This is a genomic window from Elusimicrobiota bacterium (genome assembly GCA_040757695.1).
Taxonomy (GTDB): Bacteria; Elusimicrobiota; UBA8919; order UBA8919; family UBA8919; genus JBFLWK01.
In genome coordinates, this window is record JBFLWK010000028.1 from 1 (window position 1) to 24,839 (window position 24,839).

Genomic DNA, 24,839 nt, shown 5'->3' on the forward strand with positions numbered 1-24,839 from the left:
ATATTCGGCTTGTAGATGTAGAAACCAGCAAAGTAGAATATGCGGATAAAGGCAAATCCGCTACACTTGGCGGAATAGAAGCAACTGTTGACGAGTTAGCAAGGAAATTAACCAGTTTGGTGAAATAGCACAATTGGATAAAATGTTTTAACTTTGACGGGATTAACAGGATTTTAACTTCTGATTTTTATCCTGTAAATCCTGTCAGAATTAGAAAAGTAGTCGGCATTTAAATGCCGACTACTTTTTTTATTTGCAATTTTTTTATTTTTTTTGTATAATGTTCTACAATTGAAAAAAATAAAGGAGATACAGTTATGCTAAAAACAGGTTCTGAAATTTTTGTGGAGTGTTTATTAAAAGAAAATGTGAAGATACTGTTCGGAATACCCGGTGGTGCGGTGCTGCCTATTTTTGACAAAATCTACGAAGCACGGGAAAAAATTAGATTCGTTTTAACACGGCATGAACAAGGTGCTGGACATATGGCGGATGGATATGCTCGTTCAACCGGCGATGTTGGTGTTTGCATCGCAACCAGTGGTCCGGGTGCCACAAATCTTACAACCGCACTTGCAACCGCTTATATGGATTCAATACCTGTGGTTGCATTCACAGGACAGGTTGCAACACATCTTATTGGTAACGATGCATTTCAAGAAGCGGATACAACAGGTATCACAAGACCTGTGACAAAACATAATTTTTTGGTCAAGGATGTCAAGGAACTCGCAAGAACAATCCGTGAAGCATTTTATATTGCAAAAACAGGTAGACCCGGTCCGGTGCTTGTTGATATTCCGGTGGATGTTCAGCGAGCAATTTGTGAATTTTCATATCCGGAAGAAATAGAAATTCGGTCATACAAACCGGTTTATACAGGTCATATCGGCCAGATAAAAAAAGCCGCTGAACTTATAAACTCATCAAAACAACCACTTTTATATGTCGGTGGTGGGATTATTTCTTCCAATGCTTCGCCTGAATTATTGAAACTTGCAGAAAAGATTCATACGCCTGTTACAACAACACTTCTTGCAATAGGCAGTTTCCCGCCTGAGCATCCGTTGAATCTTTCTATGCCTGGTATGCATGGCAATTATGCTGCAAACCTTGCATTCCAGAATTGCGATTTGATTATTGCAATCGGTGCACGGTTTGATGATAGAGTGACAGGCAAACTATCTGCATTTGCGCCAAAGGCAAAGGGGGGGATTATCCATATTGATATTGACCCGACTTCCATTTCTAAAAATGTTTCAGTTGATATACCCGCCGTGGGTGATGCTAAAAATGTAATTATTGAACTTCTGAAACATCTGAAGAAAAAAAATAATAAAGAGTGGTTAAAAAAAATCGCTGACTGGCAAAAAACCAATCCATTCTCATATAAAAAAGATAATAAACTCCGTCCTCAGTATGTGATTGACAAAATTTCGGAAATTACAAAAGGCGAGGCAATTGTCGTCACAGAAGTCGGACAGAACCAGATGTGGGCGGCACAGTTTTACAAAGCAAAATATCCAAGACATTTTCTGTCAAGCGGTGGACTCGGCACAATGGGTTATGGTTTCCCTGCAGCAATCGGTGCTAAAATTGCAAACCCGCAAAAAACAGTTATTGATATTGCCGGCGATGGCTCTATCCAGATGAATATACAGGAACTGGCAACTGCGGTTTTGAATAATGTGAATGTAAAAATTGTTATATTAAACAATGCGCATCTCGGTATGGTTCGGCAGTGGCAGGAACTTTTTTATAAACGAAGATATTCCGCAGTGTGTCTTACAAAACCGAACGGCTGTCTGCCTGAAGATGCATCTGCTAAAAGACCCGCTTTGATGGTTCCGGATTTTGTTAAACTTGCAGAAAGTTACGGAGCAGTGGGATTGAGAATCACGAAAAAAGAAGAAGTGGAAAACACACTTGTTAAGGCACTGAAAATTGATAAAGTGGTTATGATGGATTTTATCGTTGAAGAAGAGGAGAATGTACTGCCAATGGTGCCCGCCGGCAAGGCACTTGATGAAATCATCACTTCTTTGGCATAGGAAATACTTTTTAATAGAAATTTTTTAGTTTTTGGAGGGAAAATGAAACACACGATTTCGGTTTTGGTTGAAAACAAACCCGGTGTTCTGGCACGGATTGCTACACTTTTTGCTGCGCGTGGTTACAACATTGACTCGCTCGCAGTTGGTGAAACGGACGATCCAACGACTTCACGGATGACAATCGTCGTCAGAGGTGATGAAAAAATCCTTGAGCAGGTTGAAAAACAACTCAACAAACTTGTTGATGTCATTAAACTTAACGATTTTATGAATGTTGACCATATAGAACGCGACCTTGTGCTTATAAAAGTAAAAGCGGATAAAAACACAAGAAATGAGATTTTGCAGATTGTAGATATTTTCCGTGCTAAAATAATAGATGTCTCAGCGAATGCAGTAATTGTAGAAATGACCGGTGATGAAGATAAAATCCAAGCACTTGTCAATATGCTGAAACCATTTGGCGTGAAAGAGATGGCAAGAACCGGTATTATCGCAATGGCACGAGGGGGCTGAAATACGGCAGATTGGAGATTGGAGATAGAAAGGAGGTGGGTTTGATGAACGCTTACATTGTTGTTGTGATGGCATTGTTCGTTTTAGGATTAACATCCTGTGCGACTGCACCAAAGGTTAGAAGAACCGAAGTTGAAGAGCAGATTGATTTAAGTGGCGACTGGAATGATACTGACTCTCAACTTGTCTCTGCGGAGATGGTAAAGGATGTGCTTTCAAGACCATGGGTTAGTGAATTTGAAGCAAAAAAGCATACCAAACCATGCGTTATAGTTGGAACTGTGTTGAATAGAAGTCATGAGCATATCAATACTCAGACATTTGTAAAAGATCTTGAACGAGAGTTAATCAACTCAGGTAGAGTGAAATTTGTTGCTTCAAAAGAAGAAAGAGCAGAAGTAAGAGAAGAAAGAAAAGAGCAGCAGCTAGGGTTTACTGATGCTGTTACTGCAAAAGAATTCGGTAAAGAAGTCGGTGCTGATTTCATGCTCAAAGGCCAGATAAATTCCATAATGGATGAAGCAGCTGGTAAAGCAGTCAAGTATTATCAGGTTGAACTTGAACTCGTTGATTTAGAAACAAACGAGAAGACATGGATAGGCCAGAAAAAGATAAAAAAATTCGTTAAACGCGCCCGCACAAAATTGTAAAAAAAGGAAGAAAGTAGCCGTGAACTTTTAGTTCACGTTCCTTTACGGCGACTAAAAGTCGCCAACTACAAAAATTGAACTGTTTACCTATTATCACTCCATTATAGAGCAAATGCTCTAATTACTGACGAGAAAAGTTATAGAGCATTTGCTCTATAAACAAACACGAAGTTCCTATATTGGAGGACCCGAATGGCTTGGCTGAGCATCTGACTGCTTACTCATGCCGAAGTTTTGTTCGGTTTAAATATATGTTATCAAAAAAACGAATTATGTTTTATTTATTCGTTTGTTGCATTATTATTGCCTGCGCTACGCCAACTGCATATTATAAGAACCTGAATAATCTTATAGTCGCAAGCAGGTTTTCAGATGCTGCAGATTTAGCAGAACGTTCAAAAACTAAAAATTATGACGAAAAAAATGCGCTACTTTATTATCTTGATAAAGGATATCTGCTTCATTTAAGTGGCAAGTACGAAGAAAGTAATCTCTGTTTTGAGAAAGCGAAAACTATTGCTAAAGATTATTTTACAAAAAGTATCACAACAGAAGCATCAACATTGCTTGTTAGCGATAATACTCGGCCGTATTATGGTGAGGACTTTGAGCGTGCATTGATTCATATTTTCTGTGCCTTGAATTATATTTATCTTAAAAAAGAATCGGATGCAATTGTTGAAGCCAAGCAGGTTGACCATTTCTTGAAAACACTGGAAGTTAATTACGGGATTAAAAATGTCTACAAAGAAGACCCGTTCGCTCGCTATCTTATGGGTATGATTTATGAAAACCAGAAAGAATACAACGATGCTTACATCTCTTACTATAAGGCGCTTCAGTCATATCAACAATACGGTGCTATGTTTAATGTTTCTGTACCTGCTGAACTTGTGAACGATACTTTAAGATGTGCACAGAAACTTGGATTTACAGATGAAATAAAAGAGATAGAAAAAAAATGGAATGTATCAAGCAGCGAGATTAAAAAAATATCGGCTGATGAAGGCGAACTTGTAGTGATTCATTACAATGGTATTTCACCTTACAAAATAGATAATTTTTTTGAAATAAGTTTTGGCAAAGCATGGATTTATGTAGGTCAGGTACAACCCAAAGGTGAAGAAGAAGCACAGGTTGAACAGGCAAGAGCAATCGCAAGAAATATACTATCATCTGAGCAGGTTCGGATGGCTTTCCCCAAATATGTTTCCTCACCATATAGAATCAGCAATTTTATTGTGAAGCAAGAAAATTCTGATGTTGAGAAATCAGGCACTCTGGTTGAAAATATCGGTGCGATTGCAGAAAAAAGTCTTGAAAGCAGAAACACAGCTATTCATGCACGAACTATCGCCCGAGCAGCAATAAAATTTGTACTGGCACGCAAAATCTCACAAGCAGTAGAAAAAAAATCAGGCGATGCAGTTGTAGGCTGGCTTGCCAAGAAAACACTTTCAGTAGCAGCAACCGCGACAGAAACCGCTGATAAACGGAGTTGGCGGTCGCTACCAGACCAGATAAGAATAGCAAAAATTTTATTACCCCAAGGCAGCCATAGTATTAAATTAACTTTTGAAGATAAAAACGGATTTATTATTGATGAAAAAAATATTGAAAATATAAACATAAAACCCGGTAAAAAAACATTTATCACAATCCGCACCGCAAAGTAAAATAAAAAAATTTGGGAACATACAAAAACTACTTGACAGAATGCTGACTTTATGTTATACTAAAAGCGAAAACAAAAAACTGAAAGAGGTGATAAAATGGCGATCGTGAACACATTAAAAATCTACGAGATATTGAGACCCAAACTGCAAGACGAACCCGCCAGAGCAGTGGCGGATGTTATTGAAAAAACATTGGAAGAATTTGTAGTGGCGAATTTATTCGCCCAAATATCTAAAATATATTTTGTAGGCACGCTCTTGGCGTGCTTGTTTGTTGAACTGGTTTTTTGTTTTCCTTCTACCTTTCTACCTTTCTACCTTTCTACCTGCCGTTTACGCTGAAATACCGAAAGTGCTGAACTATCAAGGCCGCCTGACGGACACGCAGGGTAATCCATTAAGCGGTAGTTACTCTATCCAGTTCACAATTTACGATTCTGCAACTGCTGGTAACACAATCTGGTGTCCTGAAACACATACTTCGGTTTCAGTTACGAATGGCTTGTTTGATGTTACAATCGGTAGTTTTTCAGCGCTGAATATCGCATTTGATAAAAGTTACTGGCTTGGTGTGAAGGTAGGCAGTGATACGGAAATGACGCCCCGTCAGCGACTTGCTGCTTCCGGCTATGCAATAAACGCGGATATGGTTGACGGTTTGCATAGCACAGATTTTTCAGTCGCAGGAACAATAAATGCATTCAGGAAATCCTGTTGATTGGACGAAATTAAAAAATGTTCCTGCCGGATTCGCAGATGGTGTTGATGACACAGGCACAGGTAGCTCAAGCCAATGGACAACTTCTGGAAGTAACATCTACTATAACAGCGGCAATGTCGGCATCGGGACGACAGCACCTTCTGCTACATTAGAGGTAAAAGTAGGTGGAACAACACTTGCAGATGCATGGACTCCGAGGTCATCAAAAAGATGGAAGACGAACATAAAACCCATTTCTGCGGCATTAGACAAAATCAATCAGTTGCAAGGTGTCTCTTTTGACTGGAAAGAAACACAGAAACACGATATTGGACTTATAGCAGAAGATGTTGGAAAAATTATTCCAGAAGTGGTTGATTATGAGGAAAACGGAAAAGATGCAAAGTCACTGAATTATGACCATTTGGTGGCGGTATTGGTAGAAGCGGTCAAGGAGCAGCAAAAGAAGATAGAAGAGCTGGAGAGTCGGCTCAACAAAAAGTAGTAGACGGCAATTAATTGCCGTCTACCTGTTACATGCGGTTTTGGTAAACGCAATAATGAGGAAAAAGGGACAGGTCCAATAAAATGTTAACGATATGACTCTTTCCGATGAATTACATCAATTATAAAAATTGTATTAGAAGAAGTGTTGATATGGTAGATAATACGGTATCGTCTGGTAACTCGTGCAGAATAAAGTCCACGAAGTTTACCAATAAGTTTGGTGCCTCCGAACGGATTTTCAGAGATATTTATCAGAATTCGTTCTGCAATATTTTTGAGATTACAAGGAAGGTTTTCAATACTTTCTTTTGCTTCTGGAGAATAGGCAAGTTTATATTTTGTCATTCGGATTGTGTCTAAAAACCTGTTTATGAGAAAATATTTTTCCTTTACGGATATTTTGAACTGCAGATTCTATACGAGAAAGAATCTTTTTATCGCTTAAAATTTCCAATGTCTCAACCATGGAATCATATTCTTGTTGAGATATCAATGTAAGCGGAGTGGCGATTTTAATTGGTTTGTCAAGATGGGTAATCGTTTTCATAATATCACCTCTAAAAATAGTATACCAAAAAAGAATAATTTTGTCAAGAGGTTAACCAGAGAGATTAAGAGATTGAGAGATTAGGAGATTAAGGAATATAAGACCGTTGAAAAACCTCACTACAAAGACACGGAGAACACGGAGAGAAAATCGCAGGATTAAGAATTGAGAATTAAGAATTCTGTTTTCTCTGTGAACTCTGTGGTAAATTGACTTTTTCAACAATATCACTATATGAAAAAGAAACCAAACTGGTATTCAAGCGAGATGATACCGGTAAAATAAATTTTGCAGTAGTAGATTTACGCGCAATCTCACCTGTCGCAGTTTCAGATGCGGTGTTCTTATCCACATTTTTCAGGAAAGAAATACTCAAAAATGAGCAGTTCAATCTACTTGATAGAAACAATATGGACAGAATCTTAGCAGAGCAGGGTTTTCAGCAAACAGGTTGCACAACCTCAGAATGCATAGTTCAGATAGGAAAACTACTGAATGTGAATTATATTCTAACAGGCAATTTCGGCAAACTTGGTGATAAGTATCTAATAACAGTTCAGATAACAGATATAGAATCAGGCAAAATTGTTTATACAGACCGTGAAACACTCGCAGTGCTTGCTCCTGAACCCGCGGAATATTGCGTCAAGGCACTACTCACCCGCCTGTTTATCAAAACAGAATAGACAACCCTTTTCATTATATCACAGAAGTAAACCTAGCTAGATTTTTTTTTATTGCTATTTTTGTAAAATTTTGTTATAATAATTAAAAAAGTGCTTGACAAAATGAGATTTTTTGGTATAATAAAATTATATGGCTAAAAATACTGTTAAGTTCAAGTTAGCGGTTTGTTTGTTATTGCTGTTGTGTACATCATCACTTCAACTCCTTAAAAGCCAGTTACTTCAAGAACAGCCGGATTTGGAACTAACCCGCCGAGAAAACGCTGTTTCAGACCGAATACAATCTCAGATAGAAGAACTTCTAAACAATTATTACAAAAAAGGTAGCTTTATAGTAAATGTAAAATCTCATCTTGAACGAATTCCGATAAAAGAGAAATCGGCAAAAACAGGTGAATCGGCAGGAGGGGGGATTTACGACGAGGAAGAAGTAGCACTACCCGGACTACCGGTTTCACCATCGGTAAGTGGTAGTGGCGAGGTTGACCGATTTATTATTGACCAATGGGTATTTTCAGATAGGTTCAAAATCAAATATATAGAATTAACCGTTTTATTAGATGAGAAAATTTTTTTGGCAAAAGATATTGAGTTTGTAAAAACAATCGTAAAAACTCGTGCAGGACTGGATGAAACCCGTGGTGATACACTTACCGTAAAGGTTTTGTCTTTCCCACCGCCAGTTGAATCAGCAGGTATTGTAAAAGAAGAAATACCAGCAAAAGAGCCTAAAAGTCCAATAACTGAAATATATCCGTATTTGTATTTTGGTGGTACAGTTTTAGCACTTTTACTTTTTGTAATTATACTGCTACAGGTAATAAACATAATAAAAACGAAAAAGGCAGCCGAAGGAATGTTCCCACACCCATCATATGGCTTACGACTCCCCCCCCTCCCAATGAGAAGTCAAATGGATACCGCTCGGCTACCCCCCCTGCCGGAAGGCACAACACCATCAGAGAAGCAGCCGTTAGAATTACCATTAGGCACTAAATCTGAACCATCCTCCCTCTCACAAGATAGAAAAGATATTTTTTACGAATTAAGACAACTGATGGTAACCACACTCATTGGTAATCCTGAATTAGCAAGTGAAATTTTTAAGAGATGGGTTGAAGTTGATAAAGAAGGTGGAATATATCAGATTGCTGGCTTTTTGAAAGCGACTGACCCGAAACTTATAGAACTTCTTTCAGAACATCTCGGTCAGGATATCGCATCTAAAGTTGAATTTGCGATGAATCAAATGGTATCAATAGACAAAGAAGGACTGATAGAAACATTCAAAAAATTTAGAGAAGAATATCAGAAAGAACAATCCGTAAAAGCAGAAAAAACTGGTAGTGGGCAAGCGGATATGTTTCAGTTTTTAAAACAACTCACGCCAGAACAGATATTTCATATTATCAAAGATGAGCCTGTAAGTATTATAGCAATAGTATTAGCGCAGGTTCCACCGGAAATTACCAATTCTATACTCAAAGATTTACCATCAGAAAAACAGTTAAAATTACCGGTTGAAATGGGTAAACTCAAGAAGATACCTGTTTCAGCGTACAGTGATATTGCGGATAAACTTGCCAGGAAAGCATTAGAAGTAGAAAAAATTAAATATGTAACAACTGATGGGATAGATGCATTGGTGAATATTTTAGACAATTCATCGCCTGAAAAAGAGCAGGAAATACTTACAACAATTGCTGAGCATGATATCTCACTTGCCGAAGAACTTCGTAAGATATACATTACCTTTGACCAACTCGTTCGGTTGCCGGATAAAGTGCTGTCAGAAATCCTCAGGGGAATTGATAGAGATATAATTACAAAGTCGCTGACTAATTCAACACCGGAATTAAAAAATAAACTGTTAAATAATTTGCCGACACGAACAAAAATTATAGTAAGCGATGGGCTGAAAGCACTTGAGGAAGCAGGTGAAATATCAGTTGACGAAGTTCAAGCTGCACGGCGGCTTATTACTCAGAAAATACGTGAATTAGCAAAACTTGGTAAAATTGATTTCAAAAAATGTTTTATAGAAAACTAGCGATTTCTTATCTGATATGTATTTTGTTTGCTTGTGTATCTGTTGCCGAAATAACAGATGATAGTATTTTAGATATGGTGGATATATCTCTGAAAGGTTTACCGGAAAAAATTGCCAAACTTAAACCCGAAATCAGACGAATTGCATTCTATTCACTTAAAGTAGACAGACGGAATGTTTCACCGCCATTATTCAGACAGATTCAAGGCAAGATAGAGTCCGCATTTCTTCAACTTACGAAACCGATATTAGTTTATACACCTGAAGTAAAACCGTTAAAAGTTGTTTCTAAAAAAGATAGTATCAGTTTTACAACCGGCTTTCAAACAACTGATGAAATAAAAGAAATATCGCAGAAACTTAAATTGGATGGTTTTTTAGAAGGCGAACTATTTGTTACTGCAAATAATGTGTATCTGAATTTGCGGATATTTGAGGCGGACTCAATGGCGATTGCTTGGAGTGAAGAAGTTAAATGTGTCGCTGATTTAACAAAACTGGAACTGGAACCACCAAAACCTAAACTTACAGGTGTAGATTGGGGGTTTGGAATTTCAGGCATACAACTTGGTGAAACCGCTACTACTGGTATGTCCGTTCCGCAGTATGCAAATTATTATACGACAGATTTAAGAATCTCGCAGAAAACAACCGCAGGCGAAAAAACGAGATTCACAATAACTGCTGGATTTCTCTGTCTTTACAGTGGTGCCTCTACATCTACTGTGACAATGGTTTCTTCTAAAAAACTAGGTCCTCTGGGTATTTTTGGTCGGCTTGGAGTAAGGGTTTCGCTTATCCCGGTAGATACTAAAGAAGGACTCAGACGGGATTGGTTAGCAACAGAGATAAGTGCGGGTAAAATTTTTGGTTCCGGTATGGGAACAACAGGACTCACTGTATTCGGATTAAGATTAGAGTCCGATATCACAAAAAATGTTTCAGTTGCTGCTGGTATCTCAATCGTGCCTGTAACAAACATCGCAGTTGGTAAAACCAGCAACATAAAAGCAGGGAGTTTATCGTATGAAATATCGTTATTACGGTTTAATTATATGCCTTAGTATTTTTATTGTTAGTTCTGTAAAAATTGGCGCGCAGGAAAAAACTGAATCTACTGACCAGCAAACGATATTAAAAAAATTAGACGAATACGGAAAGACATTAGATATCCTGAAAGAATCAGCATCACAATTACTCAGCAAGTACAATTCGCTTAACGATAAAATGAAATCATTAGAGAGTCAATATCAAGACCTTTCTGTAGCAGTAGACCTTTCTGTAGCAGTAAGCAGTTTAACTACCGCAACAGAACAGCAGATATCCGAACTAACTAAAAAAGTTGAAAAACTTGCTAATCAGCTAAAGCAGCTAACCCGCGATAAGAAAAAAGTTGAAAAAAGTGCTGATGAAACAGAAACAGAGCAAGAAGAAACAGAAGAGACAGAAGAGACGACTTCTGAAACTTCAGAGGAGCCACCAGCCCAAAAGGATGCGGCTATGCAGCAGTATATGAAACTAAAAGTTAAAGAAGGTGGTGAGGAAATGGAACTTGTGCTTGACCCCAGTTATGTAGATATGAACCTTGATGTTGCACGACAAAAAGAAGCACCAACAGAATCAACAAGGGTAGCAAATTATGTTAAAAAATCTATTGAGGCAGAAACATCAAAATCACAGCAGTCAGCAGTTAACGAAGAAGTTATAAATGATTTACATCAAGCACAAAAGTTTTATTATGCAAAAAAATACAAACCAGCATTAGATGCGGTTCAGAAATCGTTAGCAAAACAGGAAACCGCATTAGGCTATGCGCTTGCAGGTTCAATCTATTTTACAATAGGTCAGACGGACAAAGCGGTAGAATCATGGCAGACCGCATTACAGTTGAACCCTGATATGGAGGAAGTAAAAGCAGCGCTTGACAGATATAAAAAAAGGTAAAAAATGCCAACTACAATTTTCGGGATTATTATTGGTGTCGGCTTGATGGTTTGGTCTATTATTGGTGTTTCTACGCAAGACCCGAGTAAAATCAAATCAGTCGGGGATATGTACATCAATCTGCCATCTTTTCTACTTGTTATGGGTGGCACTATCGCAGCCACACTTGTCGCGCATCCGATGTCACATCTGGTTCGTGGATTCATAGCATTTTTTGTTGTCTTTACCCGTAGAGAGTTCAATTTTATCAAAGTGATTGACGAAATTTGTGAATTCAGCCAGATAAATATCCAAAAAAGTATACCCGGATTGGAAGAAAAACTGAAAACATATAAATCTGAAAACTTAATCCGAGATGGAATAAATATGGCTATCAACGGCTATAAGCCGGAAGAAATAATGCAATTTCTGGAATTGAGTGTTCAACGAAGATATGATCGGGAGATGATTGACTATTATGTTTTCAGAACAATGGGCAGAACAGCACCTGCGTTCGGTATGGTTGGAACACTTGTTGGACTAATTTTTATGTTACGGATAATGAGTGAATCGCCGGATAAAATCGGTCCCTTTCTAGCACTTGCACTAATAACTACATTCTATGGCTTGATACTGGCACATCTTATATTCAATCCGATGGGTAACAAAGTTCAACATCAAGCAGAACTTAACTTTCGGATTGGTAAAATGGAAATAGAAGGCGTTATGTATATTCTGAAAAAACAGCATCCGATATATATCAGAGACCAGTTATCAGGTTATGTCCCGCCGCGTCAACGCGAAAAATTACTCAAACTAAAAGAAGAAAAACCGTAAAATGGCATTACCAAGTTTTGTTGATTTACACAAAAAACAAGAAGATGAAGGCGATGCATGGCTGTTATCTTACTCTGATATGGTAACGCTGTTGTTTGCATTCTTCGCAGTTCTGCTGTCTCTATCAACTCTGGACAAAGTAAAATTAGAAATGCTAACACAGTATTTCGCTAAAAGTGATAGAATAACAATGAAACAACTTGCAGAAATGGTACAGGAATCTATCAATGCAGAAAATTTACAACAGCAGGTTAATGTTAAACTAACATCAAAAGGTGTAGAGATAAGTTTTAAAGATAAACTGTTGTTTGATTTGGGTAAAGCAGATTTACGAGACGCAGCATTCCCGGTACTATCCAAAATATCAGGTCTGTTGAATTATAAAGAAATTGCAGAACGAAAAATTTCTATTGAAGGGCATACAGATTCGCTACCTATTAGAAGTGCAATGTATCCATCTAACTGGGAATTGTCGTCCGCAAGAGCTGCTAGTGTTGTAAAATTTTTTACTAATAACGGATTAAACAGCCGAAGATTTGAATCTATCGGTTATGCGGATACTCAGCCAATCAAACTTGAAACTGACCAGAGTTCAGGCCAGCCAGAAAACAGACGGGTGGTGGTTGTCATAACACCGGACTCGTATCTTGTAAAAGCAGAACGAAAAGAAATAGAATCTTCAACTCCCTCCCCCCCACTCTCAAAACCTCAAGTAAGCGTTATTACAGACCAGAAACCAGCAACTAAACCTGTTGAAAAACCTGCTGTGCCAGCATCAACTATTCAAGATGATAAAAAGGAACTAATGAAAAAGTATTTTATGCTTGGGCAGGATGCATTCAAAAAAGGTAACTACAAACAGGCGATTGAGAACTGGCAGAAAGTACTGGAGTTAAATCCAGAACACCAGCAATCAAAAACAAATATTGAACGAGCAAAAAAATTATTATCACAAAGCCAATCTAGCCGACCTGTAAAGGCTGCTAAAAGTAAAAAAAAGAAAAATTAACAATATAGATATAGAATGAAAAATATCTACAATCTGGTTTCTGCAGCATCTTTTGGATTTGTTTTTCTTCTGTCAGTTATTGTTGGGTTGGGGATTGGAATTTTTTTAGATAGAATTTTTAAGACACATCCTGTATTCACAATAATTTTTACGGCAATAGGAATGGCAAGCGGGATTTATTCCGTTTTCAAAGAAATAAAAAATGAAAAATTATCGTGAACTGGAAGCGGCTAATGCGGCAACTTTCGCTTCAAGCGCAGCAAATCTTTCTCTGAATTCAAGCCCTGTTTCAATTTTTTCATCCAATGCATTAATTCTTTCATCCAATGCATTAATTCTTTCATCCACTCGTCTTATTTCTGATAGTAATTCACTGCGAACGGAATTGACTGCACTGTGGACTGAATCAATTTTTTCATCAAGCCGCCTAATTTCTACCTGTAATGCTTTTATCTCAGGTGCAACAATATCCTGTAGCGCCTGTTTTACCTGTTCATATACATTTGGCATAACATTACCTCCTACAAATAATTATAACAAAAAATATGAATTTTGTCAAGCAGAAAAATAAAAAGAATAAAAAAATGATGCGAGGGCATATCCCGAATTTATTCGGGATGGTTATGCCCGAAGCATCAAACCACAATGTAGCCGAGAATTCATTCTCGGTGAGCGAAGCGAAGGGGATAAAAAAATTTCCAAAAAAATAATTATACTTGAGACGGTAATTGTTGCAGTAGTAATATCTGTTATTTTCCAAAATAGAACAATCACACTTGGGCTTGTAGGTGGCGTTATTTTGGGACTCTTAAATATATTAGCGATTTTTTTTACAACTAAAAATCTTAATCTACAGAAATACTTTGTTAGAACAATTATTAAGTTCGCAATTATCATAATATTATTTTATATTTTGTTAAAATTAAACGCGAATGTTATCGCACTTTTAGCCGGGTTCGCAATCCCGATGTTTATGATATGTGTTGAGGCAATAAGATGCAAGACCACACGGAGATTTTAATCTCCGTGTCTGTGGTTGCAGCATCACACCACAATGTAGCCGAGAATTTATTCTCGGTGAGCGAAGCGAAAAGATGCAGATTGTTAAAGAAGCGGTAGAATTTCATATACCATATATTCCGACAGCAATTTTGATGGCTTTGATTGCCTGGTGTATAATTTTTGTTTTGTCTATATTAGCCGTCACAAAAATATCAATTATTCCAAAAGGACTGCAGAATTTTGTAGAAACCGTTTTTGAATGGGTGTTCAATCTAGCAGATACTGTAATAGGTGCTGAAGCAAAACGATTTTATCCGCTATTTTTAGGCGTCTTTCTGTTCATTTTTGTTGCTAATGTATTAGGTGTTATTCCGGGTATGATTTCACCAACCTCAAATTTGAATATCCCAGTCGCACTTGCACTTACCATTTTCATTTACTATAATATACAAGGTGTTGCAAAACATAAACTCGGATATATTAAAAAGTTTGTTATACCTGGATTGCCATTATGGATGATGCCCGTCAATATCCTGATTTTTTTTATTGAACTGATTAGCCAGTTTGTTCGTCCGTTTTCATTATCTTTGCGTTTGTTTTGTAATGTATTCGCAAAAGAAACGCTATTAGGTGTATTAGGTGGATTGGTGATTACATTTTTTTTGCTGCCTGGGGTTTCCAAAACGATTTTGATAATGCCACTGTTTTTAAGACCGGTTATAATCATTCTGGCGATTTTGGTCGGATTTATTCAGGCATTGATATTTCTGATTTTAAGCATGATATATATTGCAGGTGCTGTGAAGTCGGAACATTGAAAAGGGGGAGTTATGGAAGTTATGGAAGTTATGGAAGCAAGAAGCAAGAAGCAAGAAGCAAGAAGTTGGAAACGGTATATCCTTCTACCTTTCTACCTTTCTACCTTTCTACCTTCGGTTATTTTTGCAGAGGAGCAAATAGCGGAAACATCTGCGGTTGTTTTACAACAAGGTGCAGCCGATTTTTTTACAAAATCGGTTATGATTGCTGCACTCGGGCTTGTAGCAATGGGAATAGTAGGCGCTATTATGCAGATGCTCGCTATCAGAAAGGCGCTTGAAGGTATCGCTCGTCAGCCGGAAGCAGGCGGGCAGTTGCAACTTTCAATGATTATCGGGCTTGCATTTATTGAATCACTGGTTCTGTATGTGCTTTTTATCAGCATCATACTGCTGTTTGCCAACCCGTTTACAAAATACTTTGTCCAATAATCACGAATAGAATCGCACGAATAACAGCAAACATCCCGAACAAGGCACAAATAACTGCAAGATGTCATTACGAGGCGAAGCCGAAGCAATCTCGTTCGTGTTAATTCGTGATATCATTCGTGATGTGTTATTCGTGAATTTTTATGTTACAATTTGATATCTATATTATACTTGTTCAGGTTGTTACTTTTCTATTGGCTGTTTTTATATTATGGAAAATCGCATGGAAACCGCTTGTTGATATTTTAGCAAAACGAAAAAACGAGATCGCAAAAAATATTTCAGATAGCGAAAACATGAAACTGGAAACCGCAAAACTTAAAACAGAATATGAAAAAATGCTCGCAGATATTGATAAAAAAGCGCAGGAATTGATTAAGCAATCAGCTGTTTCAGCTGACGAACAAAAACAAAAATTGATACAGGCTGCAAGCAACGAGGCAAAAAAGATTCTTGAACTTGCCAAAAAACAAATTGAACAGGAAAAAGAAACGGTCAAACTTGAGTTAAGACGAGAAATAGTGCCAGTAGCAATATCTATTGCTGAAAAAATTTTAGAAAAAACAATTGATACAGATATACAGATACAGATAATAGACCAATTTTTGGCTGAGTTGTCATCAGAAATAAAACAATGAGAAAACAGGATTCAACAAAATATGCAAAAGCATTGTTTCAGTTGGCTACTGAAACAAACCAGATAGACAAAATTAACAGGTCATTGGACAAAATAGCCACGCTTTTTGATAAAGAGGATGTATATAGTTTTTTTGCCAACCCGTTTGTTGATAATACGGCAAAAACAGATTTGATAAAAAATAGTTTTCAGGAGTTGCCAGAAATACTTTTAAACCTGTTATTCATTCTTATTCATAGACGGCAGATTCATCTTCTGCCATATATTCACGAAAAATATCAGCAGTTAATCTGGCGGTCAAAAAACATTCTGCCAGCAACAATTATTTCAGCATTCCAACTTGAAAAACCAGTATTAGAAAGAATAAAAAATATGCTTGTCCAACTTACAGATAAAAATATTCTGATAACACAGAAGATAGATAAATCAGTGCTTGGTGGAGTTATAATAAAAGCAGGTGAAGGCGAGAATTTAGTAATTGATGGCAGTATAAGAGCGAAAATAAACTCAATAAGTCAGGAATTTCTGAAATGAAAGCAGTAGAAATCACAGAGATATTAAAAGAAAAAATCGCATCATTTAAAAAAACTAAAGATGTTACAATTTCTGAAACAGGTATCATCGTTTCAGTCGGTGACGGAATTGCACGACTACAGGGATTAGAAAATGTTTGTGTTAACGAACTGGTAGAATTTCCCAATAATATCTTTGGTATGGCGGTAAATCTTGAAGAAGAAGAGGTTGGCTGTATCTTATTTGGTGATGAGAAACTGCTTCAACAGGGCGATATTGTAAAACGAACCAAGCGAATAATGGAAGTACCAGTTGGTGAGGAACTTATTGGTCGGCTCATAGACCCGTTAGGTAACTCACTTGATGGTAGAGATAACCCGAAATGTGCTAAAAAAAGACCGATAGAGGTTGTTGCGCCAGGTATTGCAGAACGTCAGCCTGTAAAAGTGCCTTTACAAACGGGTATAAAAGCGATTGATTCTATGATTCCAATAGGTCGCGGACAACGAGAATTGATTATTGGCGATAGACAGATTGGCAAAACAGCAATTGCGATTGATACAATAATCAACCAAAAAAATGAAAAAAATAGACCTATCTGCATCTATGTCGCAATCGGGCAGAAACAATCAACAATCGCAACAGTTTTTGAGATACTGAAAAAATACGGTGCAGATGACTACACAATACTTGTATCTGCTTCTGCGGCTGACCCTGCACCACTGCTCTATATCGCACCTTATAGTGGCTGCGCAATTGCAGAAGAGTTTATGTGGCAAGGCAAAGATGCGCTTGTTATCTACGATGATTTATCAAAACATGCGCAAGCATACAGACAACTTTCATTACTTTTGAGACGCCCACCTGGTAGAGAAGCATATCCAGGCGATGTTTTTTATCTGCATTCCCGACTTTTAGAACGTGCCTGTAAACTTTCAGACGAAAACGGCGGCGGTTCACTTACTGCACTTCCCATAATAGAAACACAAGCCGGCGATATTTCAGCATATATCCCGACAAATGTCATATCTATTACCGACGGCCAAATTTATTTAGAAAGCGGACTGTTTTACTCTGGAATCCGACCTGCAATAAATGTCGGGTTGTCTGTCTCGCGTGTTGGCGGGAATGCACAGATAAAAGCAATGAAACAGGTTGCAGGACGTTTGCGGCTGGATATTGCACAGTATAACGAACTTGCAACATTTGCACAATTCTCGTCAGAACTGGATAAATCTACAAAAGCACAACTGGAACGCGGCAAACGAATGGTTGAACTGCTGAAACAAAACCAGTATGAACCTTTGCCAGTTGAAAAACAGATAATTATTATAGCAAGCGGTATTCTCGGATATATTGATGAAATTGTAGTAGAAGATATTAAAAAGTTTGAAAGGGATTTATTGGAACATTTTAAGCAGAACTATCCTGAAATACTGAACGAGTTAAAAGATAAAAGAGAAATCTCTGAAGAACTCAACAATAAAATAAAGAACGCAATAAAAGAATATAAAGCGCAAACAAGAAGGTAACGGTATAAGAACTTCAGTCGGTAAAAACAAACAAGCCCACTAAAGTGGGGAATAAAAGGGGAGTAAAAACAAGTTAGGCTCCGACAAGTCGGAGTAACTACAAACATAAATTGTAGTCGGTGATTTTCAATCACCGTAAGTAGACGGCAATTAATTGCCGTCTACCAAGTTCACGGCTACATTGAAATTCCTAGGCATTAGAATACCAATGGCAACATTACGGGATATTAGACGAAAAATCGGTTCTACAAAAGCGATACAAAAGACAACAAAGGCGCTTAAAATGATTTCAGAGGCAAGATTCATAAAAGCACAAAAAAATATTGTTTCTGCAAAACCATACTCACAAAAAATTCAAGAACTGCTTTTTAACTTATTCAAAAAAAGGGGAGGGAATATAGATATAGAACATCCGTTTTTTGACTATGGGCATCAAGATAAACAAGGCTTGTTAGTGATTACATCTGAGAAAGGACTCTGTGGCTCGTATAATACCAATATCTTAAGAAAAATGGTTGAAGTTGTCCAATCTAATAAAAATAAAAATTTTGAGTTGTTTGTGCTCGGTAAAAAAGGAAAAGATTGGCTGAGAAAACTCAGTGATAGTAGAATTACAATCAGCCACGAGTATTTTGACATTTTCAAGAGTTTCTCGGCAGTTCAATCAGAAATTATCGCGGACGAAATTCTGAAATCATTCTTAAAAAATAACCTGTATAACTTCTCAATAGTTTATACTGAATTCAAATCATTATTTATACAGAATGTCGTTGTAAAACAACTCCTGCCAATAGAAAAAAGTGTGATAGAAACAGAACGAGATGAATTTGATTATATTTATGAACCTGCTAAAGAAAAACTGATTGATACATTATTACACAGATATATCAAATCAGAAATCTATAGAATCTTGCTTTCTGCATATACATCAGAGTTGGCATTCAGACGAAATGCGATGGAAAATGCAACCCAGAATGCAGCCGAACTGATAGACGGTCTAATTTTACAACTTAATAAAGTCCGTCAACAACAGATAACAAAAGAACTAACAGAAATAGTATCTGCAGCGGAAGTTTGGTAGAAAATTCTACGATGCTTTAGCGTCGGTTTAACCGCCACTGAAGTGGCGTAGAATAAATGAGCTGGGCGAGTAAAAGAGGAAGTGTGATGTGAATAAAGGAAAAGTTATTCAGATAATTGGTCCTGTCGTTGATTGCGAATTTTCTAAACAAAATCTGCCCAAAATTTTTAATGCAATAAAAATTGACACGAAGCGTCATTCTGACCCAGATTTATCGGGCGAAGAATCCCGTATTAGAAAAGAAATTACTTTAGAGGTTTCCGCACATATAGGCGATAGCGTTGTTAGATGTATCTCGCTTTCACCAACAGACGGTCTATCAAGAGGTATGGACGCAATAGATACAGAAACACCAATCAAGGTGCCCGTAGGTAGAACCTGCCTGGGACGCGTAATGAATATTTTGGGAACATCAATTGACCATTTAGGCGCACTCAAATCAGATACTTACAGAGAAGTCCATACGCCACCACCAGCACTCATTCAACAAAAAACTACACCTGAAATTTTTGAAACCGGTATCAAAGTAATAGACCTGTTAGAACCATACCAGAAAGGTGGCAAGGTTGGACTTTTTGGTGGTGCGGGTGTCGGTAAAACAGTTATCATAATGGAACTTATACATAATGTCGCAACACATCACGGTGGTGTCTCGGTATTCGGCGGTGTTGGAGAACGAAGCCGCGAAGGGAACGATTTATGGTTTGAAATGAAACGCTCTAAAGTTATAGATAAAGCAGTGCTTGTATTCGGGCAGATGAATGAACCACCAGGTGCACGATTCCGTGTAGGGCTTACCGCTTTAACTCAGGCGGAGTATTTCAGAGATACAGAAGGACAGGATGTGCTGCTGTTTATTGATAATATATTCAGATATGTATTAGCAGGTAGCGAGGTATCTGCACTGTTAGGCAGAATGCCTTCTGCAGTTGGCTACCAGCCAACTTTACAGACGGAAATGGCACTGCTTCAAGAACGAATCACATCTACAAAACAGGGCTCTATCACATCAGTTCAGGCAATCTATGTGCCTGCAGATGATTTAACCGACCCCGGTGTTGCTGCAACATTTTCGCATCTGGATGCTTCCACAGTGCTTTCTCGCCAGATTGTAGAACTCGGTATCTATCCTGCAGTTGACCCGCTGGATTCATCATCAAAAATACTTGACCCGAAAATCGTCGGCGAAGAACATTACAATACTGCAAGAAATGTCCAGAAAATTTTGCAGCGCTACAAGGACCTGCAGGATATTATTGCGATTTTAGGTGTTGACGAACTATCAGACGAAGATAAAATAATCGTTGCTCGTGCCCGAAAAATACAGAAATTCTTATCCCAGCCGTTTTTTGTTGCTGAAGAGTTCACAGGCACAAAAGGCAGATATGTGTCATTGAAAGAAACAATCCGTGGCTTCAAAGAAATTATAGACGGCAAACACGATACTGTGTCTGAACAATTATTTTATATGATAGGCTCTATAGATGAAATAAAGGAACGCGAATAAACGCAAATAATGAAACAACGCAAATGGTCGCGAATGTAACGCAGATATTCGCGATTATTAGCGTTTGATTAGCGATAATTCGCGTGTCTTAATATGAAAACATTCATACTTGAAATTATCACACCTGAAAAAGTCGCATATAAAAAAGATGTTGAGTTTCTGGTTGTGCCAGCAGCAAAAGGTGAACTCGGTGTTCTACCCGGGCATATTGATTATTTAGCAATGCTGACCCCAGGCGAGCTTAGAATAAAAAATAGTGAAAATACAGAATTATTTGCTATATCAGGCGGGTTTGCAGAGATTCATCCAAAAAATGTTGTGGTTTTGTGTGAAACCGCAGAATCAGCTGAAGAAATAGATATTGAACGAGTAAAACTTGCTAAACAGCGAGCCGAACAGAAACTAAAAATTTCAGATGAAGATTTAATACAGACACAACTATCCTTACAAAAAGCGCTTACCCGACTCAAAGTTGTATCTGACCTGCAAAAAAGAAAACAACGAAAACAATGAAAATAGCAAAAGATGTAATTGAATTGATTGGGAATACACCATTGGTTCGTCTGAATAAACTCATACAGGATTGTTATGCAGAAGTAGTGGCAAAACTGGAGTTTTATAATCCGTGTTCATCAATAAAAGACCGAATCGGTATTGCAATGCTCAACGATGCTGAAAAAAGAAAGGCATTAAAAAAAGGTCAGGTAATTATTGAGCCAACATCAGGCAATACCGGTATCGCACTTGCGTTTGCTTGTGCGGTGAAAGGTTATCATCTTATACTTACAATGCCTGATACAATGTCAGTTGAACGACAGGCATTATTAAAATCGTTCGGTTGCGAAATTGTTTTAACCTCTGGTAACGAAGGTATGGCAGGTGCTGTAAAAAAAGCCGAAGAACTTGCCAGGAAAGAGAATGCGTTTATCCCGCAGCAGTTCAAAAATCCTGCAAACCCTGAGATGCATCGTAAAACAACTGCGGAAGAAATCTGGAATGATACTGATGGTAAAATAGATATTTTTGTTGCTGGTGTCGGCACAGGTGGTACGCTTACAGGTGTTGGCGAGATATTAAAAAAACGGAAACCATCTGTAAAAATTATCGCAGTAGAGCCATCCGATTCAGCAGTTTTATCCGGTGAAAAAGCCGGCTCACATAAAATACAAGGTATTGGTGCGGGATTTATTCCAGAAGTGCTTAACCGAAAAATTATTGATGAGATAATAAAGGTTACAAATGCTGAAGCAATTTCTACAGCAAAGATGTTGATAAAAGAAGAAGGATTGTTAGCTGGTATTTCGTCAGGTGCGGCTGTTTCTGCAGCGCTGCGAGTTGCAAAACGGGCAGAAACTAAAAACAAATTGGTTGTTGTGATTCTACCGGATACCGCAGAACGATATATATCAACAGCACTATTTGAGTAGGAGGCAGTGACAAAAATAAATCACTGATGTTATTATGAAAACAATTACAGAAATTAACGAGAAACTTAAAAACGGCGAAGCGGTAATTCTTAATGCAGAAGAAATGATTGACCTTGTAGAAAAAGAAGGTATCAAAAAAGCTGCACAGAAAGTAGATGTTGTAACAACCGGTACTTTCGGGCCGATGTGTTCATCAGGTATTTATATAAATATCGGGCATTCCAAACCGCGTATCAAACTCAGTGCAGGTGAATGTTTCTTAAACGATGTTCCTGCATACACCGGCTATGCTGCGGTTGATATCTCACTTGGTGCGACCGCACTGCCGCCCGACGACCCACGCAATAAGTATCACCCGGGTAGATTCATATACGGCGGTGGTCATGTAATAGAAGAGTTTGTAAAAGGTAAAGATATAAAATTGGTTGCTAAAGGATATGGAACTGATTGCTATCCTCGTAAAAAATTGGAAACATTTATCAATATCAAAGATGTCAATGAAGCGGTGCTGTTCAATATCAGAAATTGTTACCAGAACTATAACTGCGGAGTTAATTTATCTGATAAAACAATCTATACATATATGGGTGTCTTGAAGCCCAATCTCGGTAATGCTACATACTGCTCTGCAGGTCAACTTTCACCGCTATTAAAAGACCCGTATTACAGAACAATCGGTATTGGTACAAAAATATTTTTAGGCGGTGGCGTTGGTTTTATCGCCTGGCAGGGTACTCAACATAACCCGACGGTAAAACGAAAACATAATGGTATCCCGCAAGCGCCTGCAGGAACTATTGCGGTAATTGGCGACTTAAAACAGATGAGCCATAAATGGCTTCGTGGAACCAGTATGCTTGGCTACGGCGTCACACTTACCATCGGCATCGGTATCCCGATACCTGTTTTAGACGAAGAAATAGCGAAATTCACAGCAATCAAAGATACCGAAATTTTTACACAGGTTGTTGACTACAGCAAAAATTATCCTGAAGTACTTGCCGGCTCTTTAGGTGAAGTAAATTATGCCCAATTGAAATCAGGCGAGATAGAACTGCAAGGCAAAACGGGCTTGGTAAAAGTGCCAACCGCATCGCTTTCGTCTTACTATAAAGCAGTTGAGATTGCAAATATCCTGAAAGAATGGCTGAAAGAAGGCAGGTTTTTATTAACAGAACCAGTAGAGAAACTGCCAGGTAGTGAAACCGAGTTGACCTGTAAACTATTAAAAGAACGAATATTAACCGAATAAAAGCACCGAATATAACCGAATATGAAAATAATTGAGCCTGAAATAATTATTCGGTTATATTCGGTTAACATTCGGTTTATATTCGTGATATAAGGAGCGAAGCGACTATGACATCAAAAAAAATTGTATTAAAATTCCCAAAACAACTTGGTGATAAACCAGTAATCTACAAACTTGTTAAAGACTACAATTTGGAATTCAATATCCTGAAAGCGGTTATTATGCCGGATGAAGAAGGACTGCTTGTGATGGAACTTAAAGGTACTGCTGACAACTATAAAAACGGCATAAAATATCTTGAAAGTTTGGGTATCTTAATTCAGCCGTTAAGCAAAGATGTAACCCGTGATGAGGAAAAATGTACACATTGTGGTGCCTGCGTAACAATCTGCCCGACATTCGCATTCATAGTTGATAAAAAATCAACTCCAGCAAGAAAAATAGTTTTTGATGATAAGAAATGTATCGCCTGTGAACTCTGTATCCCTGCATGCCCACTACAAGCAATGGAACTCCATTTCTAAAAGTGTCTAGGCTGTCATTCCAAGTAGGGGCAATTCATGAATTGCCCCTATTGGAGTCCCGAACTTGTTCGGGCTAATTTATTGTATCTGGAATTGAAAGGATTGCCACTGAGAACACAGAAAAAATAAACAAGCCCACTAAAGTGGAGAGTAAAAAAAGATTTATACCCGACTTTCCGCCAAGGCGGATCTGCCTTTGGCACGACAGTCGGCAAAAATAAAAGACTCTGACAGGATTTACAGGATTGAAATAAATGTAGCGACCGATTTTACCCGCCTGCCATGAGCCTGTTTACTGACAGTTCGGGGAGTGGGCGGGCAGGTATCGGTCGTCTCGTCCCATATAAAATGGGACGCTACAAAACACAGGAATTTTTTACGGCCTCTTGACAAACTAAAACAATTTTTTATATAGTGATACAAAACGGGGGATATATGGAAATAATAGCTTTTGGCTTAATTTTAGGATTATTTGTGCTTCTCCAAAATTCTATTCTTTCTCGGCAAACAAACAAAATGATAGAAAAAGAAGATGAACGTGCAAAGAGAATGATAGAAGAAGGGAATAAAAGAACCCAGCAGATGATAGAAGAAGGCAGGCGAGAAACCAATGAGTTGCTCGCTAAGATGGATGAACGAACAGCTAAGATGGATGAACGAACAGCTAAGATAGATGAACGAACATCTAAGATAGATGAACGAATAGCTAAGATAGATGAACGAATAGCCAAAATAGATGATGAAATAGCTAAAACATATGAACGAACAGCTAAAATAGATGAACGAGCAGCCAGGCTCTGGGAACTAATAGACCAGCGAACAGCCAAAATTACTGACTGTAGTTTGGCAAATTTCCCATTTCTCTAATGAGAAATAGGGTGGTCTGATTCATCAGACACGCTTGCTAATAAATGCTGAGACATATTATAAAGGAACCTATAAAAAATTGACGTGAAAGC

The 24,839-nt window shown here is 37.9% G+C and carries 29 protein-coding genes and 1 pseudogene; 27 read left to right on the top strand and 3 right to left on the bottom strand.

What is annotated here, in order from left to right; genetic code table 11:
- Positions 1–317: 317 nt before the first annotated feature.
- The 7 genes from ilvB to AB1349_06585 all read left to right on the top strand — a co-directional run bounded on the left by ilvB (position 318) and on the right by AB1349_06585 (position 6,101).
- Entirely contained in the window at positions 318–2,051 is a 1,734-nt protein-coding gene (gene ilvB / locus AB1349_06555; protein ID MEW6556998.1) for a biosynthetic-type acetolactate synthase large subunit, read from the top strand.
- Between the two features lie 42 nt (positions 2,052–2,093).
- Positions 2,094–2,570: an acetolactate synthase small subunit gene (ilvN, locus tag AB1349_06560; protein ID MEW6556999.1), complete on the top strand. Its 477-nt coding sequence runs from the start codon at positions 2,094–2,096 to the stop codon at positions 2,568–2,570.
- 44 nt (positions 2,571–2,614) lie between these two features.
- A complete protein-coding gene (gene lpoB / locus AB1349_06565) occupies positions 2,615–3,220 on the top strand; it encodes a penicillin-binding protein activator LpoB (GenBank protein MEW6557000.1) in 606 nt (201 codons plus the stop codon).
- Positions 3,221–3,471: 251 nt separating this feature from the next.
- Positions 3,472–4,896, top strand: coding sequence for a hypothetical protein (locus tag AB1349_06570; GenBank protein MEW6557001.1), 1,425 nt, complete (start codon positions 3,472–3,474; stop codon positions 4,894–4,896).
- 96 nt (positions 4,897–4,992) lie between these two features.
- On the top strand, positions 4,993–5,238 hold the full coding sequence (locus AB1349_06575) for a hypothetical protein (protein ID MEW6557002.1): 246 nt from the start codon (positions 4,993–4,995) through the stop codon (positions 5,236–5,238).
- Between the two features lie 10 nt (positions 5,239–5,248).
- Positions 5,249–5,614, top strand: a complete 366-nt coding sequence (locus AB1349_06580) for a hypothetical protein (GenBank protein ID MEW6557003.1) — start codon at positions 5,249–5,251, stop codon at positions 5,612–5,614.
- Positions 5,592–6,101, top strand: coding sequence for a tail fiber domain-containing protein (locus tag AB1349_06585; protein MEW6557004.1), 510 nt, complete (start codon positions 5,592–5,594; stop codon positions 6,099–6,101). The genes AB1349_06580 and AB1349_06585 overlap by 23 nt, the downstream gene beginning before the upstream one ends.
- An 86-nt stretch (positions 6,102–6,187) precedes the next feature.
- Here the strand turns inward: AB1349_06585 and AB1349_06590 are convergent, their stop codons facing one another.
- Together AB1349_06590 and AB1349_06595 are read right to left on the bottom strand one after the other, a co-directional pair.
- The gene (locus AB1349_06590; GenBank protein MEW6557005.1) at positions 6,188–6,448 is read right to left on the bottom strand and encodes a type II toxin-antitoxin system mRNA interferase toxin, RelE/StbE family; all 261 of its coding nucleotides are present in this window, start codon (positions 6,446–6,448) and stop codon (positions 6,188–6,190) included.
- Positions 6,435–6,650 (bottom strand): hypothetical protein, encoded by a 216-nt coding sequence (locus AB1349_06595; GenBank protein ID MEW6557006.1) that lies wholly within the window; start codon positions 6,648–6,650, stop codon positions 6,435–6,437. The genes AB1349_06590 and AB1349_06595 overlap by 14 nt, the downstream gene beginning before the upstream one ends.
- Positions 6,651–6,859: 209 nt before the next feature.
- On the opposite strand from AB1349_06595, the gene AB1349_06600 reads away from it, so the two are divergent.
- The 7 genes from AB1349_06600 to AB1349_06630 all read left to right on the top strand — a co-directional run bounded on the left by AB1349_06600 (position 6,860) and on the right by AB1349_06630 (position 13,374).
- Entirely contained in the window at positions 6,860–7,336 is a 477-nt protein-coding gene (locus tag AB1349_06600; protein ID MEW6557007.1) for a CsgG/HfaB family protein, read from the top strand.
- A gap of 130 nt (positions 7,337–7,466) precedes the next feature.
- A complete protein-coding gene (locus AB1349_06605; GenBank protein MEW6557008.1) occupies positions 7,467–9,386 on the top strand; it encodes a FliG C-terminal domain-containing protein in 1,920 nt (639 codons plus the stop codon).
- Entirely contained in the window at positions 9,368–10,450 is a 1,083-nt protein-coding gene (locus AB1349_06610; GenBank protein MEW6557009.1) for a hypothetical protein, read from the top strand. Before AB1349_06605 ends, AB1349_06610 begins: the two co-directional genes overlap by 19 nt.
- Complete coding sequence (locus AB1349_06615; protein ID MEW6557010.1) at positions 10,413–11,330, top strand: hypothetical protein; 918 nt, start codon at positions 10,413–10,415, stop codon at positions 11,328–11,330. Before AB1349_06610 ends, AB1349_06615 begins: the two co-directional genes overlap by 38 nt.
- Before the next feature lie 3 nt (positions 11,331–11,333).
- On the top strand, positions 11,334–12,146 hold the full coding sequence (locus AB1349_06620) for a MotA/TolQ/ExbB proton channel family protein (GenBank protein MEW6557011.1): 813 nt from the start codon (positions 11,334–11,336) through the stop codon (positions 12,144–12,146).
- A 1-nt stretch (position 12,147) separates the two neighbouring features.
- Complete coding sequence (locus tag AB1349_06625; GenBank protein ID MEW6557012.1) at positions 12,148–13,155, top strand: OmpA family protein; 1,008 nt, start codon at positions 12,148–12,150, stop codon at positions 13,153–13,155.
- A gap of 15 nt (positions 13,156–13,170) precedes the next feature.
- Positions 13,171–13,374: an AtpZ/AtpI family protein gene (locus AB1349_06630; protein ID MEW6557013.1), complete on the top strand. Its 204-nt coding sequence runs from the start codon at positions 13,171–13,173 to the stop codon at positions 13,372–13,374.
- Here the strand turns inward: AB1349_06630 and AB1349_06635 are convergent.
- Positions 13,366–13,665, bottom strand: coding sequence for a hypothetical protein (locus tag AB1349_06635; protein MEW6557014.1), 300 nt, complete (start codon positions 13,663–13,665; stop codon positions 13,366–13,368). The two genes, AB1349_06630 and AB1349_06635, sit on opposite strands and share 9 nt — an antisense overlap.
- Before the next feature lie 259 nt (positions 13,666–13,924).
- Here AB1349_06635 and AB1349_06640 point away from each other — a divergent pair.
- From AB1349_06640 to AB1349_06700, 13 genes and pseudogenes are all read left to right on the top strand, one after another.
- Positions 13,925–14,053 (top strand): annotated as a pseudogene (locus tag AB1349_06640) (hypothetical protein).
- Positions 14,054–14,249: 196 nt separating this feature from the next.
- A complete protein-coding gene (gene atpB, locus AB1349_06645; protein MEW6557015.1) occupies positions 14,250–14,975 on the top strand; it encodes a F0F1 ATP synthase subunit A in 726 nt (241 codons plus the stop codon).
- A 12-nt stretch (positions 14,976–14,987) separates the two neighbouring features.
- Entirely contained in the window at positions 14,988–15,407 is a 420-nt protein-coding gene (locus AB1349_06650; protein MEW6557016.1) for an ATP synthase F0 subunit C, read from the top strand.
- Positions 15,408–15,550: 143 nt separating this feature from the next.
- Entirely contained in the window at positions 15,551–16,045 is a 495-nt protein-coding gene (atpF, locus tag AB1349_06655) for a F0F1 ATP synthase subunit B (protein ID MEW6557017.1), read from the top strand.
- Positions 16,042–16,578, top strand: a complete 537-nt coding sequence (gene atpH, locus AB1349_06660) for an ATP synthase F1 subunit delta (protein MEW6557018.1) — start codon at positions 16,042–16,044, stop codon at positions 16,576–16,578. The genes atpF and atpH overlap by 4 nt, the downstream gene beginning before the upstream one ends.
- The gene (gene atpA, locus AB1349_06665) at positions 16,575–18,089 is read left to right on the top strand and encodes a F0F1 ATP synthase subunit alpha (protein ID MEW6557019.1); all 1,515 of its coding nucleotides are present in this window, start codon (positions 16,575–16,577) and stop codon (positions 18,087–18,089) included. Before atpH ends, atpA begins: the two co-directional genes overlap by 4 nt.
- A 208-nt stretch (positions 18,090–18,297) precedes the next feature.
- Positions 18,298–19,170, top strand: coding sequence for an ATP synthase F1 subunit gamma (gene atpG, locus AB1349_06670; GenBank protein ID MEW6557020.1), 873 nt, complete (start codon positions 18,298–18,300; stop codon positions 19,168–19,170).
- Between the two features lie 88 nt (positions 19,171–19,258).
- The gene (atpD, locus tag AB1349_06675; GenBank protein MEW6557021.1) at positions 19,259–20,677 is read left to right on the top strand and encodes a F0F1 ATP synthase subunit beta; all 1,419 of its coding nucleotides are present in this window, start codon (positions 19,259–19,261) and stop codon (positions 20,675–20,677) included.
- Positions 20,678–20,770: 93 nt separating this feature from the next.
- Positions 20,771–21,190, top strand: coding sequence for a F0F1 ATP synthase subunit epsilon (locus AB1349_06680; protein ID MEW6557022.1), 420 nt, complete (start codon positions 20,771–20,773; stop codon positions 21,188–21,190).
- Positions 21,187–22,104 carry a cysteine synthase A gene (cysK, locus tag AB1349_06685; protein MEW6557023.1) on the top strand — a complete coding sequence of 306 codons (918 nt, stop codon included), beginning with the start codon at positions 21,187–21,189 and terminating at the stop codon, positions 22,102–22,104. Before AB1349_06680 ends, cysK begins: the two co-directional genes overlap by 4 nt.
- Before the next feature lie 31 nt (positions 22,105–22,135).
- Positions 22,136–23,356, top strand: coding sequence for a homocysteine biosynthesis protein (locus AB1349_06690; protein ID MEW6557024.1), 1,221 nt, complete (start codon positions 22,136–22,138; stop codon positions 23,354–23,356).
- Positions 23,357–23,463: 107 nt separating this feature from the next.
- The gene (locus AB1349_06695) at positions 23,464–23,880 is read left to right on the top strand and encodes a 4Fe-4S dicluster domain-containing protein (GenBank protein ID MEW6557025.1); all 417 of its coding nucleotides are present in this window, start codon (positions 23,464–23,466) and stop codon (positions 23,878–23,880) included.
- 435 nt (positions 23,881–24,315) lie between these two features.
- Positions 24,316–24,747: a hypothetical protein gene (locus tag AB1349_06700; protein MEW6557026.1), complete on the top strand. Its 432-nt coding sequence runs from the start codon at positions 24,316–24,318 to the stop codon at positions 24,745–24,747.
- Positions 24,748–24,839 lie beyond the last annotated feature (92 nt).

Coding starts and splice junctions, on each gene's coding strand:
- ilvB (MEW6556998.1), top strand. CDS start 318: ATGCTAAAAACAGGTTCTGAAATTTTTGTGGAGTGTTTATTAAAAGAA.
- ilvN (MEW6556999.1), top strand. CDS start 2,094: ATGAAACACACGATTTCGGTTTTGGTTGAAAACAAACCCGGTGTTCTG.
- lpoB (MEW6557000.1), top strand. CDS start 2,615: ATGAACGCTTACATTGTTGTTGTGATGGCATTGTTCGTTTTAGGATTA.
- AB1349_06570 (MEW6557001.1), top strand. CDS start 3,472: ATGTTATCAAAAAAACGAATTATGTTTTATTTATTCGTTTGTTGCATT.
- AB1349_06575 (MEW6557002.1), top strand. CDS start 4,993: ATGGCGATCGTGAACACATTAAAAATCTACGAGATATTGAGACCCAAA.
- AB1349_06585 (MEW6557004.1), top strand. CDS start 5,592: ATGCATTCAGGAAATCCTGTTGATTGGACGAAATTAAAAAATGTTCCT.
- AB1349_06590 (MEW6557005.1), bottom strand. CDS start 6,448: ATGACAAAATATAAACTTGCCTATTCTCCAGAAGCAAAAGAAAGTATT.
- AB1349_06595 (MEW6557006.1), bottom strand. CDS start 6,650: ATGAAAACGATTACCCATCTTGACAAACCAATTAAAATCGCCACTCCG.
- AB1349_06605 (MEW6557008.1), top strand. CDS start 7,467: ATGGCTAAAAATACTGTTAAGTTCAAGTTAGCGGTTTGTTTGTTATTG.
- AB1349_06610 (MEW6557009.1), top strand. CDS start 9,368: ATGTTTTATAGAAAACTAGCGATTTCTTATCTGATATGTATTTTGTTT.
- AB1349_06615 (MEW6557010.1), top strand. CDS start 10,413: ATGAAATATCGTTATTACGGTTTAATTATATGCCTTAGTATTTTTATT.
- AB1349_06620 (MEW6557011.1), top strand. CDS start 11,334: ATGCCAACTACAATTTTCGGGATTATTATTGGTGTCGGCTTGATGGTT.
- AB1349_06625 (MEW6557012.1), top strand. CDS start 12,148: ATGGCATTACCAAGTTTTGTTGATTTACACAAAAAACAAGAAGATGAA.
- AB1349_06630 (MEW6557013.1), top strand. CDS start 13,171: ATGAAAAATATCTACAATCTGGTTTCTGCAGCATCTTTTGGATTTGTT.
- AB1349_06635 (MEW6557014.1), bottom strand. CDS start 13,665: ATGCCAAATGTATATGAACAGGTAAAACAGGCGCTACAGGATATTGTT.
- atpB (MEW6557015.1), top strand. CDS start 14,250: ATGCAGATTGTTAAAGAAGCGGTAGAATTTCATATACCATATATTCCG.
- AB1349_06650 (MEW6557016.1), top strand. CDS start 14,988: ATGGAAGTTATGGAAGTTATGGAAGCAAGAAGCAAGAAGCAAGAAGCA.
- atpF (MEW6557017.1), top strand. CDS start 15,551: ATGTTACAATTTGATATCTATATTATACTTGTTCAGGTTGTTACTTTT.
- atpH (MEW6557018.1), top strand. CDS start 16,042: ATGAGAAAACAGGATTCAACAAAATATGCAAAAGCATTGTTTCAGTTG.
- atpA (MEW6557019.1), top strand. CDS start 16,575: ATGAAAGCAGTAGAAATCACAGAGATATTAAAAGAAAAAATCGCATCA.
- atpG (MEW6557020.1), top strand. CDS start 18,298: ATGGCAACATTACGGGATATTAGACGAAAAATCGGTTCTACAAAAGCG.
- AB1349_06680 (MEW6557022.1), top strand. CDS start 20,771: ATGAAAACATTCATACTTGAAATTATCACACCTGAAAAAGTCGCATAT.
- cysK (MEW6557023.1), top strand. CDS start 21,187: ATGAAAATAGCAAAAGATGTAATTGAATTGATTGGGAATACACCATTG.
- AB1349_06695 (MEW6557025.1), top strand. CDS start 23,464: ATGACATCAAAAAAAATTGTATTAAAATTCCCAAAACAACTTGGTGAT.
- AB1349_06700 (MEW6557026.1), top strand. CDS start 24,316: ATGGAAATAATAGCTTTTGGCTTAATTTTAGGATTATTTGTGCTTCTC.